The 12,461-nt window shown below is 70.3% G+C and carries 14 protein-coding genes; 8 read left to right on the forward strand and 6 right to left on the reverse strand.

All coding sequences use genetic code 11. From position 1 onward, the window contains the following. Positions 1–265 precede the first annotated feature (265 nt). Positions 266–1,027: an isoprenyl transferase gene (locus ABZ934_RS08405; protein ID WP_361129235.1), complete on the reverse strand. Its 762-nt coding sequence runs from the start codon at positions 1,025–1,027 to the stop codon at positions 266–268. Between the two features lie 127 nt (positions 1,028–1,154). Between ABZ934_RS08405 and mgrA the strand changes: the two genes are divergently transcribed. Next, positions 1,155–2,192 (forward strand): L-glyceraldehyde 3-phosphate reductase, encoded by a 1,038-nt coding sequence (gene mgrA, locus ABZ934_RS08410; protein WP_361310048.1) that lies wholly within the window; start codon positions 1,155–1,157, stop codon positions 2,190–2,192. Between the two features lie 165 nt (positions 2,193–2,357). On the opposite strand, the gene ABZ934_RS08415 is transcribed toward mgrA, so the two are convergent. Continuing rightward, a complete protein-coding gene (locus ABZ934_RS08415) occupies positions 2,358–3,137 on the reverse strand; it encodes an A24 family peptidase (protein ID WP_361310050.1) in 780 nt (259 codons plus the stop codon). 78 nt (positions 3,138–3,215) lie between these two features. On the opposite strand from ABZ934_RS08415, the gene ABZ934_RS08420 reads away from it, so the two are divergent. The 3 genes from ABZ934_RS08420 (at position 3,216) to ABZ934_RS08430 (ending at position 5,932) form a co-directional block, all read left to right on the forward strand. Beyond that, positions 3,216–3,668: a DUF192 domain-containing protein gene (locus ABZ934_RS08420; protein WP_361310331.1), complete on the forward strand. Its 453-nt coding sequence runs from the start codon at positions 3,216–3,218 to the stop codon at positions 3,666–3,668. 62 nt (positions 3,669–3,730) lie between these two features. After that, positions 3,731–4,348 (forward strand): SMI1/KNR4 family protein, encoded by a 618-nt coding sequence (locus ABZ934_RS08425; protein WP_361310053.1) that lies wholly within the window; start codon positions 3,731–3,733, stop codon positions 4,346–4,348. A gap of 297 nt (positions 4,349–4,645) precedes the next feature. Then, positions 4,646–5,932 carry an extracellular solute-binding protein gene (locus ABZ934_RS08430; protein ID WP_361310056.1) on the forward strand — a complete coding sequence of 429 codons (1,287 nt, stop codon included), beginning with the start codon at positions 4,646–4,648 and terminating at the stop codon, positions 5,930–5,932. A gap of 296 nt (positions 5,933–6,228) precedes the next feature. On the opposite strand, the gene ABZ934_RS08435 is transcribed toward ABZ934_RS08430, so the two are convergent. Continuing rightward, complete coding sequence (locus ABZ934_RS08435) at positions 6,229–6,855, reverse strand: hypothetical protein (protein ID WP_361310058.1); 627 nt, start codon at positions 6,853–6,855, stop codon at positions 6,229–6,231. A gap of 376 nt (positions 6,856–7,231) precedes the next feature. Here ABZ934_RS08435 and ABZ934_RS08440 point away from each other — a divergent pair, with 376 nt between their 5' ends. Then, on the forward strand, positions 7,232–7,369 hold the full coding sequence (locus tag ABZ934_RS08440; RefSeq protein ID WP_361310061.1) for a hypothetical protein: 138 nt from the start codon (positions 7,232–7,234) through the stop codon (positions 7,367–7,369). A gap of 129 nt (positions 7,370–7,498) precedes the next feature. Here ABZ934_RS08440 and ABZ934_RS08445 read toward each other — a convergent pair whose 3' ends face one another. Continuing rightward, positions 7,499–9,094, reverse strand: coding sequence for an MDR family MFS transporter (locus ABZ934_RS08445; protein WP_361310064.1), 1,596 nt, complete (start codon positions 9,092–9,094; stop codon positions 7,499–7,501). A 121-nt stretch (positions 9,095–9,215) separates the two neighbouring features. On the opposite strand from ABZ934_RS08445, the gene ABZ934_RS08450 reads away from it, so the two are divergent. Then, entirely contained in the window at positions 9,216–9,800 is a 585-nt protein-coding gene (locus ABZ934_RS08450) for a helix-turn-helix domain-containing protein (protein WP_361310067.1), read from the forward strand. Positions 9,801–9,812: 12 nt separating this feature from the next. Here the strand turns inward: ABZ934_RS08450 and ABZ934_RS08455 are convergent, their stop codons facing one another. Next, on the reverse strand, positions 9,813–10,331 hold the full coding sequence (locus ABZ934_RS08455; protein ID WP_361310070.1) for an ATP-binding protein: 519 nt from the start codon (positions 10,329–10,331) through the stop codon (positions 9,813–9,815). A 253-nt stretch (positions 10,332–10,584) separates the two neighbouring features. Here ABZ934_RS08455 and ABZ934_RS08460 point away from each other — a divergent pair, with 253 nt between their 5' ends. Together ABZ934_RS08460 and ABZ934_RS08465 are read left to right on the forward strand one after the other, a co-directional pair. After that, positions 10,585–11,436 (forward strand): helix-turn-helix transcriptional regulator, encoded by an 852-nt coding sequence (locus ABZ934_RS08460; protein ID WP_361310072.1) that lies wholly within the window; start codon positions 10,585–10,587, stop codon positions 11,434–11,436. Positions 11,437–11,446: 10 nt separating this feature from the next. Continuing rightward, positions 11,447–11,638 (forward strand): hypothetical protein, encoded by a 192-nt coding sequence (locus ABZ934_RS08465; protein ID WP_329197873.1) that lies wholly within the window; start codon positions 11,447–11,449, stop codon positions 11,636–11,638. On the opposite strand, the gene ABZ934_RS08470 is transcribed toward ABZ934_RS08465, so the two are convergent. After that, entirely contained in the window at positions 11,633–12,442 is an 810-nt protein-coding gene (locus ABZ934_RS08470; protein ID WP_361310075.1) for an alpha/beta hydrolase, read from the reverse strand. The two genes, ABZ934_RS08465 and ABZ934_RS08470, sit on opposite strands and share 6 nt — an antisense overlap. Positions 12,443–12,461: the final 19 nt, after the last annotated feature.

Consider the following 12,461-nt stretch of genomic DNA (forward strand, 5'->3'; position numbering starts at 1 on the left):
CCGGCCCTCCACTTCGTCCGTGCGAACCGCACGCGCGTCCTGGTGCAAAGGGCCTCCCGGGCGGACGGCCCCATGCCGTCCGCTGAGACTCGACACCCGTGGATCGGGCGTCGACCTGCTAGGGGTATGCCCTCGAACCGGCGCGCCCATGCCATGGCATATGACGGACGCTCGGTGAAGCGCTGGTGAAGGCTTCGCGACGTGGAGGGGTGCCCCCAGAGGGGGCCGAGGGGGTGTCAGGTGGCCGGAACCGGGTCCCGGCTCGTCAGGTGCCGTACCGCCGGTGGCGCGCGGCGTAGTCGCGCAGCGCCCGCAGGAAGTCGACCTTGCGGAAGGCCGGCCAGAAAACCTCGCAGAAGTAGTACTCCGAATGGGCGCTCTGCCACAGCATGAAACCGGACAGCCGCTGCTCGCCGCTGGTGCGGATGACCAGGTCCGGGTCGGGCTGGCCGCGTGTGTAGAGGTGTTCCGCGATGTGGTCGATGTCCAGGACCTCGGCGAGCTCCTCGAAGGAGGTGCCCTTCTCGGCGTGCTCCAGCAGCAGCGAGCGGACGGCGTCGGCGATCTCCTGCCGGCCGCCGTAGCCGACCGCGACGTTGACGAGTATCCCGTCGACGTCGTGCGTGGCCTGCTCGGCCTCCTTGAGCACCGTCTGGGTGCCGGCGGGGAGGATGTCCAGGTTGCCGACGTGGTGGACCCGCCAGCGGCCGTCCGCGGCGAGGCCCCGCACGGTGTTCTCGATGATGTTGAGCAGCGGACGGAGTTCGACCTCCGGCCGGTCCAGGTTGTCGGTGGACAGCATCCACAGGGTGACGACCTCGACGTCCGTCTCGGTGCACCAGCCCAACATCTCGGAGATCTTGTCGGCCCCGGCCTGGTGGCCCTGTTCCGTCGTCCCTCCGGACGCCTTCGCCCAGCGCCTGTTCCCGTCCAGGATCACGCCGATGTGCTTGGGCGACGCGTCGTGGTCGAGGCGGCCTTCCACCCGGCGTGCGTAGAGCCTGTACACCAGGTCGCGCAGCTTCACGATCTTCCAGCCCCTCCGTGCGTCCCCCGTGCGGATTGCGGTCCTACCCCCGAGCCCGCCACATTACTGCGCGGCGGGATCGGGTACCCAACTCGGCCGGTCACAGGTCCGTGATAGGGAGGACAACGTGACTGATACCAATCCCTATCGGGCAGAGCCCTCGCGCTACGACTCCATGGAGTACCGCCGCACGGGCCGCAGCGGCCTCAAACTCCCGGCCATCTCCCTGGGCCTGTGGCACAACTTCGGCGACGACAAGTCGCTGACCTCGCAGCGTGCCATTCTGCGCCGGGCCTTCGACCTCGGCGTCACCCACTTCGACCTCGCCAACAACTACGGCCCGCCGCCCGGTTCGGCCGAGCTGAACTTCGGCAAGATCTTCGCGCAGGACTTCGCGTCCCACCGCGAGGAACTGGTGCTCTCCACCAAGGCCGGCTACCTGATGCACGCCGGCCCGTACGGCGAGTGGGGCAGCCGCAAGTACCTGCTCGGTTCGCTCGACGCCTCGCTCAAGCGGATGGGCGTCGACTACGTCGACATCTTCTACTCGCACCGGTTCGACCCGGAGACCCCGCTGGAGGAGACCATGGGCGCCCTCGCGTCCGCGGTCCGGCAGGGCAAGGCGCTGTACGTGGGCGTGTCCTCGTACACGGCCGAGCAGACGGCCGAGGCGGCGCGGATCCTCGTCGAGATGGGCGTGCGCCCCCTCATCCACCAGCCCTCGTACTCCATGATCAACCGCTGGACGGAGGAGGACGGGCTGCTGGACGTGCTGGAGGACGCCGGCATGGGCTGCATCTCCTTCGTGCCGCTGGCACAGGGTCTGCTGACGGGCAAGTACCTCAAGGGCATCCCGGAGGGCTCGCGGGCCACCCAGGGCAAGTCCCTGAACCCGGACCTGCTCTCGGACGACGTGGTGCGGCGCCTGAACGGCCTGAACGACATCGCCGCCCGGCGCGGGCAGTCGCTGGCGCAGCTCGCGCTGAACTGGGTGCTCCGGGACAGTCGGATGACCTCGGCGCTCATCGGCGCGTCGAGCGTGGCGCAGTTGGAGGAGAACGTGGCCGCGCTGGCCGGTCCGCCGCTGACCGCGCAGGAGCTGGAGGAGATCGATTCCCACGCCGTCTCCACGCCCGGCACCAACATCTGGGCCCAGCGGGGTTGACGTGCGTCGCGCCCGCGGCACTGACCTGCGCTTTCGCGGCGGTGCCCGCGGGGGTGGGGAGAAAAGAAAAACGGGCCGGTCCGTGGGGGGGATACGGACCGGCCCGAGGGGGGGGTTCCACCATAACCCTTCGTAAAGCGTCCTGCGTGCATCGGCGCGGAATGACTACGCTCCGAATTCGCCCAGCAGCAATCCCGTGAGTGCGCCGGCGGTCATGAAGGGGCCGAACGCGAAGGCCGTCCGCGCCTCACCACGGCCGCGCAGCACAAGGGCGAGGCCGTATACGGCGCCGTAGAGGAAGCCCAGGAACGTTCCGGCGAACCATACCCCCCACCCGTACCACCCAAGAGCGACCCCCAGCGAGAGCGCCAGCTTGACGTCGCCGAACCCCATCCCGGCGGGATTGATCAGGAACAGCACGAGGTACGAGCCTCCCAGCGCGGCCCCGCCGAGCAGCGCGAGCCGCCACGACCCGGCGGCGCCCGGCAGCAGGGCCGCGCCGCCGAGCAGCGCGGCGGTCAGCGCGGCGAGCGGCAGGGTCAGCGGGTCGGGCAGCCGGTGCACCGCCAGGTCGACCAGGCCGAGCAGGACCAGGGCGGGGGCGAGCGCCACGAAGGCGACCACCTCGGGGCGGGGCCCGCCGGCCACGGCCAGGGCGGCGCAGACCGCGCCGGTCAGTGCGGCGGTGCGGGCGGAGGAGGGCCCGTACGGATGCGGCCGCGCGGGTGGCGCCCCGCCGGGTCCGGCCGGGTAGGTCCCTACGGGTGACCCTCCACCGCCCGGGCAGCGCGCGAGGCCGAGCCGGCCGGGCAGGGGGTGGCCCTCGGGACAGCGGTCGCGCCAGGGCTGCTCCGGCTCCACGGACAGCCGGTAGGCGGCGCGGGGCAGCAGCAGCCCACCGGTCACGCCGTACACGGCGGCGAGGATGATCACGGCCAGGCCCATGGGCAGACCGTAGGCCCCGGCGGGCGGCACGGGCATGGGCCCGGGGGCCCATCGACCCCTACCCTGACCGGCATGGCGATCAGGCGGCACTGGACGGACGGTAGGGCCACCCTCAGGATCGGCGGCCCGGCGGGAACCGCGCCCGGGACCCGGCCGGGGGCTCCGGCCCGCGCCGACCCGGCCCGACCGGAGGTCCCGCCGGAAGTCCTGCCGGAAGTCCCGTTGGAGATCGCCGCCTCGTACCGGTCCCGCACCCGGGGCCTGCTCGGCCGCGACGGGATCACCGGCGCCCTGCTGCTGACCCCGGCGGCCAGTGTGCACACCTTCCGTATGCGCTTCCCCATCGACGTGGCGTACCTGGACCGGAACCTCACCGTCATCGCCGTGACCACGATGCCCCCCGGCCGCCTCGGCCTGCCCCGCCCGCGCGCCCGGCACGTCCTGGAGGCCGCGGCCGGCGCCATGGCCCGGTGGGGCCTGCGCGCCGGCACCCGGGTGGACGTACGGCCCGACAGTCGAGACGGCCGCTAGGCGGCGCGCGCCCCCGGGGGTAGGTTGGGGCGGTTGAGCTGGGGTGGTGGCAGGGGAGCGGCATGACGGAGAACGTTGCGGTCAAGGCACTGGAGCAGATCATGCCCGCGACGCACGGCGCCGACGAGGACATCGACTGGCCCGCCGTCGAAGCGGCCTGGGGGACCCGGTTCCCCGCCGACTTCATCGCGTTCATGGGCCGTTTCGGCTCCGGCTCCATCAACGGCGAGGCCGACATCCTGCTTCCGCTCCCCAAGCCCGGACTCCAGTGGGCCCCCGCCGAGATGGCCGAGGAGACCGAGAACGCCCGGCAGGTGTGGGAGACCGAGGGCGGCCGGACCGCCTTCGACGTGGACCCCGAGTCGATCATCGCGTGGGGCGTCACCGGTGGCTCCGACATCCTGTGCTGGCTGACCACCGACCCCGACCCGGACCGCTGGCCCGTCCTCGTCGTCGGGCGCCACACCGCCGAATCGTTCGCGGTCTATCCGTACGGCATGGCGGAATTCCTCTACCGGCTCTGCTCGGACGACTTCGACGTGAGCCCCGTCAGCATCACGTTCTGGGACGGCGGGCACCTCAGCTTCGTGCACTGGCGCAAGGCGCAGCGCCGTTGGCAGGAGGGCCGCAACCCCGAGACGGGCGAGCCCGACCCGTACGCGGGCGAGTTCGCCGACTAGTCCCGGCCGCTGTCTGCTTCCTCGCCCTCTCCTCTCCCCCTCCCTCTCGCCTGACCCGTTTCCAACGGAAACGGGCGTTTCCCCATGTCTACGCGCGTCGAAATTCTGGATCGCATATCGGAAAACACCATAAGGAATAAGGCCAGTTGGAGCATTGAACACAACTGCCGCCCCAATGGGACCAACCGCCCTGCCGTCAGGAGAGAATTCCGGCCAACGGGCCACGGAAGGACACCTCGGCCCGGAGTAACTCATTAGTAACACCGGGAATCACAAGAAAATCAGGGGAATCCACCCGTGCGACGAACAATATTCGGCCCGACCGCCGGTGCGGCCGTGATCGGTCTACTGATACCTCTCGCAGGCTGCGGCAGTTCCGGCGGAGGCACAGGTGACAGCGGTACGCTGCGCCTCGTCGCGGCGGAATACGGTGACAGTTCGGCCACCAGCTCCAAGGCTTACTGGGACAAGGTGACGCACGACTTCACCGCCGCCCACCCCGACCTCAAGGTCGAGGTGCAACTGCTGCCCTGGGCCGACATCGACCGCGAGGTCTCCCGCATGGTGAAGGCCGGCAACGCGCCGGACATGGCCCTCATGGGTTCGTACTCGGACTTCGCGGCGCAGGGCAAGCTCTATTCCGCCGACGAACTCCTCACCGTCACCGCGGAGGCGAACTTTCTCCAGCCCCTCACCGAGGCCGGTTCCGTCGGCAGCACCCTCTACGGCCTGCCCTTCGTGGCGAGCAGCCGCCTGCTCTTCTACAACGACACCCTGTTCAAGCAGGCCGGAATCAGCGCGGCGCCCAAGACCTGGGCCGATCTGCAGACCGACGCCAAGGCCCTCAAGGAGAAGGGGGTGAAGATCCCCTTCGCTCTGCCGCTGGGTCCGGAGGAGGCGCACGCCGAGGCGTTGATCTGGGAGTTGAGCAACGGCGGCGGCTACGCCGACAGCAGCGGCAACTACAGCCTCGCGTCGGACCAGAACATCGCGACCTTCAAGTGGATCAAGGACCGCCTGGTCACCCCCGGGCTGACCGGGCCGGGCTCCCCGTCGCAGTTCAACCGCGCCGACGCCTTCGCCGCGTTCCTGCGCGGCGAAGTCGGCATGGTCAACGGCTACCCGTCGCTCGCCTACGAGGCGCGCGCCAAGAACATCGAGGTCCGCGCCGTTCCGATGCCGGTCTCCGACACCCTCGGCGCGAGCGAGATCCCGCCCACCGTCGGCGTGGCGGACTGGATGATGGCGTTCAAGCAGAACGGCAAGCGTGCCGAGATCGGAACGTTCCTGGACTTCGTCTACCAGGACAAGTACCTGTCGGACTTCGCGAGCCGCTACCACCTGCTCCCCGCGACCGTCAGCGCCTCCCGCACCCCCTCCGGCGGCGGCATCGACAAGAACGACGAGCAGTTCCTGACCGCGCTGCGCGGGGCCCAGCTCTACCCGGTGAACGACCCGTCCTGGGTGACGGTCAGTGACACCATCAAGCGCAACATCGGCCGTGCGGTGGAACCGACGGGTGACGCGAAGAGCGTCTTGGAGGACATCGCCTCCAAGGCGAACGCGGCCCGCAAGCAGCACTGATCGGGCCGCCCCCGACGGCCGTCGCCACGGCCATGACCATCACGGTCGCCGTCGCCACCGTCCCACGAGGTCTCAGCGCGTCAGCCCTCAGCGCTCAGCCCTCACCGACCGGCAGGTGTCCCGCGGTCCGGCCGATCCCGGGCGAACTCCCCCCGCATCAGGGGGCCTTCGCCTCGCTCCGCATCCACCCCATGCGGCATGATGATTTCCACGGCCCTTGATCCGAGGCCGCGGCCCAGCCGTCCGGCGACCACCCACAAGGTGCGCGGGCGGCCGGCCTTCCCGGGGCGCGCCCCTCAGTGGATCCGCCCGTTGTCGTCCGAGAACGCCGTACGGTACTGCTCGCAGCTCGAATCCCAGTGCAGGGTTCCCCGCAGCGTCCCGTATCCGGACCGGGTGACCGACCACTCCACCGTGTACTCGCCGCTGTCGCAGGCGATCCGCTTCCCGCCGGGGACCTTGACCCGGCCCGTGGCGGGCCGGCCGGTCAGCTCCTGGTCCACCTCCGCCGCCGTCGCCCGTCCGGCGGTGCGCAGCACGGCGTGCACGACGATCGGGTGCTTGCCGTCCTTCGTCGTCACCGCCTTCTTGACGAGCTTGGAGTCGGCGACGGACCACGCGAACTCGAACGAGGGCGTCCAGGACATCGTCTTCGGGTCGGGAACCTCCCGCTCCCACTGCTGGCCGCCCTTCGATTCGGTCCGGGTCACCGTCTTGTACTGGATGTTCGGGTAGAGGCGGAACTGGGCTTCCACCTTGTGCATGTCGTCCTTCGTCCACATCGACTTCATCGCCTTCTCGTCGCCTGCCGGGTCCTGGAGGAAGGTGCCCTGTGCCGCGGTGGCGGCGGACTGGCCGAGGGCGGGGGCGAGGGCCGCCAGGGCGGCGGTGAGGACGAGGGCGGCGGTGCGGGTGCGGTTCATGCCCGGTCCAACGGGGGCTCGTGGCGGGCCGGAACGACACCGGGGGCGCGTTCACCCGTAAGGGAGCCGGCACCTGCCGCGGAGGTGACACATCCGCGGAGCGCCGGGAATACCACCTGATCAGCGCCAGTTGGGCCGGGTGTTCGACAGGTGCGGAAGCACAGGGGGATTCCATGAGCGTGAAGGTGAACGGCACCGTTGCCGACGCCCGCGCAGTTGGAGATCCAGGCGGCGGCCGGCCCGGTGCCGGAGCTGGTGCCCATCGCGTTCAACTGGCACACCGACCCGCCCATGGACCTCGTGGCGTACGGCAACCACCCGCTGGTGAAGGGGCAGGGTCCGGCGTCGGCGGGCGGGGTCGGCACGGCGGCCGGCGGTGGGCCCGGAGGCGTTCGGCCACTGCGGTGCGGCGGGTGCGAACGGCTTCGCGGACCCGGTCACCGGCATCGCGTACGGCTACACGCGCCGCCGCTTCGGCTTCCCGGGCGGCACGGCCCCGGAGAACTTCCCCTGACGGCGGCGGTACTGAAGGTGGCCCGGGCGGCCTCCTGACGGGAAACGGCCCGGCCCCGGGGATCCGTCGATCCCCGGGGCCGGGTCGTTTTATGCCATGCCGTGCCATGCCGTGCCGTACCCACGGGCTTCAGTGGGCGATGGACTCCGGCGCGAGCTGCGCGGGCTTGTCGCCCTCGCCGGCGGCGCCGGCCGGGGCCGGACCCGCGCCCCGCAGCGGGACCTCCTTGACGAACCAGGCCGCCAGGAAGCCCAGTACGGCGATGGCCGCGCCGAGCAGGAACGCGGAGTGCGTACCGTCGGCGACCGCGTGCTGGTAGGCGTCGCGGATGGCCTCGGGCAGCTTGGCCAGGCTGGCCGCGTCGAGCTGCGCCGAGCCCGCCTTGGCGGCGGCGGCCGGACCGAGCCGGTCGGTCATGGTGTCGGTGACCCGCGAGGTGAACAGGGAACCCATCAGGGCCACGCCGAAGGAACCGCCGAGCGTACGGAAGAGGGTGGCGGAGGACGAGGCGACGCCCATGTCCTTCATGTCCACGCTGTTCTGCGCGACCAGCATCGTGATCTGCATCAGGAAGCCGAGGCCGGCGCCGAGCACCGCCATGTAGAGCCCGGAGACCAGTCGGCTGGTGTCCGTGTCCATCGTCGCGAGCAGGAAGAGCCCGACGACCATGAGCGCGCCGCCGACGATCGGGAAGACCTTGTACTTGCCGGTGCTGGTGGTGATCCGGCCCGCGATCAACGAGACGGCCATCATCGAGAGCAGCATCGGCAGGAGCAGCAGCCCGGAGTTGGTGGCGGAGGCGCCCTGCACGGCTTGCTGGAACAACGGCAGGTAGAGCACGCCGCCGAACATCGCGAAGCCGACGAGGAAGCCGATCACCGACATGAGGGTGAAGTTGCGGCTGCGGAAGATGTGCAGCGGCATGACGGGCTCGGCGGCCTTGGTCTCGACGTAGAGGAACGCGGCGATCGCGAGGACGCCGACGACGATCAGGCCGATGATCTCACCGGAGCCCCAGGCGTACTCGGTCCCGCCCCAGGTGGTGACCAGCACGGTGGAGGTGATGGCGATGGTCAGCAGGGCCGCGCCCAGGTAGTCGATCCTGGGGCGTTCGCCCTGTCCGGTCTTCTTCGGCAGGTGCAGGACCGCGGTGACCATCGCCAGCGCCACGGCGCCGAGCGGGAGGTTGATGTAGAAGGACCAGCGCCAGCCCATGTGGTCGGTGATGGTGCCGCCGACCAGCGGGCCGCCGATCATGGCGAGGGCCATCACGCCGGCCATCATGCCCTGGTACTTGCCGCGCTCGCGGGGCGGTATCAGGTCGCCGATGATCGCCATGACGCCGACCATCAGACCACCGGCGCCCAGGCCCTGGATCGCGCGGAAGCCGATCAACTGACCCATGTCCTGGGCCATGCCGCTCAGGGCCGAGCCGATCAGGAAGATCACGATGGAGGTGAGGAACGAGCCCTTGCGGCCGTACATGTCGCCGACCTTGCCCCAGATGGGCGTGGAGGCGGCCGTGGCCAGCGTGTACGCGGTGACCACCCAGGACAGGTGCTCCAGTCCGCCCAGCTCGCCGACGATCGTCGGCATCGCCGTACCGATGATCATGTTGTCGAGCATGGCGAGCAGCATCGCGATCATGAGTGCCATGAGTACGACGCGGACGCTGCGGGGCTTCACCTCCCCGGGGTTCTCCGCTTGTTTCGTCATCTCCACCATGTCGTCCACTCCCCTGGCACTTTCCGCACCCGGCCACTTACTTGCCGCCCGGCTAGTTCACTACACTGGTGAAGGTAGACGCGTCACTAGCCGGGCGTCAAGTAAGTTTTTGGGGAGAGTCATGTCCAGCAGCAGTCCGCACCAGCGGCGTGGGAACACGCGTCAGCGCATCCAGGACGTCGCGCTGGAGCTCTTCGCCGAGCAGGGTTACGAGAAGACCTCGCTGCGCGAGATCGCGGAGCGGCTGGAGGTCACCAAGGCGGCGTTGTACTACCACTTCAAGACCAAGGAAGACATCATCATCAGCGTCTTCCAGGACCTGACCCAGCCCATCGACGAACTGATCGGCTGGGCCGAGGAACAGCCGCGCACGCTGGAGACCAAGCGCGAAGTGCTGCGCCGCTACAGCGAGGCGATGGCCTCCGGGGTCTCGCTGTACCGGTTCATGCAGGAGAACCAGGCGACGGTGCGGGAGCTCAGCATCGGCGACACGATGAAGAAACGGCTCTTCGCCCTGGTGGAGCTGCTCCGGGCCGAGGACGCCCCGCTGGCCGACCAAGTGCGCTGCATCAGCGCGCTGTTCACCCTGCATGCCGGAATGATGTTCCTCCAGCACGTGGAGGGCGACCCCGAGGAGACCCGTAAGGCGGCCCTGGAAGTCGCCACGGACCTCATCACCCAGGCCCACCACCACCAACAGTCGTAGCCCGGGGGCACGTCAGGCGGAGAGGTACCCGACCGCCCCGGCCCCGGGGAGGGTCGCCCAGGTGCGCGTACCCCCACCGGGCTCGCGGGAGCCCTCGAACCCCCAGGCCCCGCCGCACTCCCTGACGACCGCCGCCATCAGCCGCAGCGCGGAGCGCCGGCGCGCCTCGCAGTGCGCGGCGAGGCGGGGGTGCGCGTGGGGGGCGTGACCGTCGTAGACGGTGAGCCGGAGGGCGTCGTCGCGGTGCCGGACGGACAGGTAGAGGCTCTGCCCGGGGTTCAAGTACCACGCCGCGCCGACCAGTTCCCCGGTGACCTGCACGGCCGCCGGCGCGAGCGGGTCGAGCCGGTGGGCGTGCAGCGCGGCCCGTACGGCGCTGCGGGCGATCTGGGCGCTGTACGGCTCGCCGGGCACGGTGAGGCTGCACGCGAGGTCGTCGGCGCCCGGAGGCCCGGTGGGGGCGGCGGGCGCGGCCGGGCAGGCGGTGAACCCGCCGGTGGGGGCAGCGGCCGGGGCAAAGGGGCTGGGCATCGGTGACTCCCTGGTGTGACGTTGCTGGACGGCTGACGCGACTTCGGCGAGTTCGACGCGCACGGGTGGCTGACGCGGGCGGGGAGCGTGGCTCGTCGCCGAGGCCCGAGGCATGCTGCGGCGATGCACTTCAACTTCCCTGCGTGAGCGGTGCGTTACGCAACGTAGTGCAACACGTGGGCTATTCACCACCCCATCACGGCGATTGGCCCACTTTGAGATGCCGCGGCGCCTGACACGGCAGACTGCAGCCATGCCGCCGAGGATTGCGCCGACCGAACGACAGAAGCGACTGGGCGCAGAGCTGCGCAAGTTGAGGCTGGCGGCGGACGTGTCCGCCGAATCCGCCGCAGGGCTGCTCGGCGTCGACCGTTCCAAGGTCTCGGCCATCGAGCAAGGCGTCCGAACCATCAGCGAGGAACGGCTCCGGACGCTGGCCTGCCACTGCGACTGTGCGGACGAGCGGTACATCGACGCGCTTGTGGCCATGGCCCAGCCCCAGAAACGGGGTTGGTGGGAGCGCTACCGAGGCTCCTTGTCCGCCGCGATGCTCGACATCGCCGAGACGGAAGCCCATGCCACCCGCATGCGGTGCGCACACTCGGTGCATGTTCCAGGGCTGCTCCAAACCAGCGATCATGCCCTCGCTCTCTTCCGGTTCGTCGTGCCGACCCTCCCGGAACAAGAGATCGCCCTGCGCCTGGCCCATCGACTGGAACGCCAGCAGGTGCTGGAGGGCGACTCGGCGCCCGAGTACGTCGCGGTCGTTCACGAGGCGGCACTGCGTATGCGCTTCGGCGGCCGAAAGGTGGCGCGCGCCCAACTGGAACACCTGCTGCACGCGTCGGAGCGGCACAACGTCGTCTTGCGCGTCCTCACCTTTGACGCGGAGGGCTTCCCGGGCGCCGGCCAGACGGTCAACTATCTGGAGGGACCGGTCCCCCCACTGGACACCGTGCAGGTCGACAGCACACACGGCGCGGACTTCCTGCACACCGAGGCACAACTGTCGAAGTACCGTTCCCAATTGGACTGGACGGAACGGCTCAGCCTGCCGCCCGGCCCGTCCCGGGATTTCATCCATCACCTGGCTCGCGAGCTCTGAGGGGACATCGATGGCCGACATCACCTGGGAAGACGCCTTCTGCGGCGAGGGTGCGAGCTGCTACCGGATCGGGGTGGACGGGGACGGCAACAGCTACATCGCCCTCTCCGGCCAGGAGGACACGTACCTCACCGACACCACGGACGCCCTGCGCCAGCTGATCCGGGACATCAAGGCCGGCAAGGCCGACCACCTCCTATGAGGCCAGGAACCCGGTGAGGGTGTCGACGTAGGCGTCGGGGTGCGTGAGGTGGGGGACGTGTCCGGCACCCTCCAGGAGGACGACCCGCGCCCCGCGCGCCCCCCGCAGCGCCTTGGCGAGCGTGGCGACGATCCCCTGGAACCACGGCATGCCCTCGCCGCCCGTGGTCAGCAGGGCGGGGCCGGTGTAGCCGGCGGCCAGACGCGGGAGGTCGACCATGGCCCACGCCGGGTCGGACTGCTCGTCGAGGAAGGTGGGGGCGTTGGCGATGAACGTCTCGCGGGTCCGCTCCGGCACCCGGTCCCACTCCCCCGGCCCGGAGACCACCTCCTCCACGAAGCGCCGGGCCGCGGCCTCGTGGTCGCCGCCGCGGATGTCCGCGAAGACGGCGTCCAGCCGCAGCCGGGCGGCTTGCGCTTCCTGATCGCCCTCGACGAGGCCCAGCAGCGGGGGCTCGTGGGCGGCGAGACTGCGGAACAGGTCGGGGCGGCGGGTGGCGAGGCCGAGGGCGATGGACCCGCCGAAGGAACTCCCGGCGACGTGGGCCGGGGCGAGGTCCAGGGCCTCGATGAGCGCCGCGAGGTCGTCCTCGTCCTGCCTGCGGGTCCCCTGGCCGGGCGGACGCTCGCTGCGGCTGTGGCCCCGGCGGTCGTAGACCAGTACCCGGTACGACTCGGCGAGGCGCGGGGCGACCATCCGCCAGCCGTAGTGGTCGACCCAGGACCCGTGGACCAGTACGAGGGGATCGCCCTCGCCCGTGACCTCGTAGAAGAGTTCCACGCCGTTCACCCGAGCCCGTGGCATGCCGAGTCTCCTGATCCGC

Origin of the sequence: Streptomyces sp. NPDC046557 (assembly GCF_040645975.1) — a bacterium.
Lineage (GTDB): Bacteria > Actinomycetota > Actinomycetes > Streptomycetales > Streptomycetaceae > Streptomyces.

Coding starts and splice junctions, on each gene's coding strand:
- ABZ934_RS08415 (WP_361310050.1), bottom strand. CDS start 3,137: ATGGGCCTGGCCGTGATCATCCTCGCCGCCGTGTACGGCGTGACCGGT.
- ABZ934_RS08425 (WP_361310053.1), top strand. CDS start 3,731: ATGACGGAGAACGTTGCGGTCAAGGCACTGGAGCAGATCATGCCCGCG.
- ABZ934_RS08435 (WP_361310058.1), bottom strand. CDS start 6,855: ATGAACCGCACCCGCACCGCCGCCCTCGTCCTCACCGCCGCCCTGGCG.
- ABZ934_RS08445 (WP_361310064.1), bottom strand. CDS start 9,094: ATGGTGGAGATGACGAAACAAGCGGAGAACCCCGGGGAGGTGAAGCCC.
- ABZ934_RS08450 (WP_361310067.1), top strand. CDS start 9,216: ATGTCCAGCAGCAGTCCGCACCAGCGGCGTGGGAACACGCGTCAGCGC.
- ABZ934_RS08455 (WP_361310070.1), bottom strand. CDS start 10,331: ATGCCCAGCCCCTTTGCCCCGGCCGCTGCCCCCACCGGCGGGTTCACC.
- ABZ934_RS08460 (WP_361310072.1), top strand. CDS start 10,585: ATGCCGCCGAGGATTGCGCCGACCGAACGACAGAAGCGACTGGGCGCA.
- ABZ934_RS08465 (WP_329197873.1), top strand. CDS start 11,447: ATGGCCGACATCACCTGGGAAGACGCCTTCTGCGGCGAGGGTGCGAGC.
- ABZ934_RS08470 (WP_361310075.1), bottom strand. CDS start 12,442: ATGCCACGGGCTCGGGTGAACGGCGTGGAACTCTTCTACGAGGTCACG.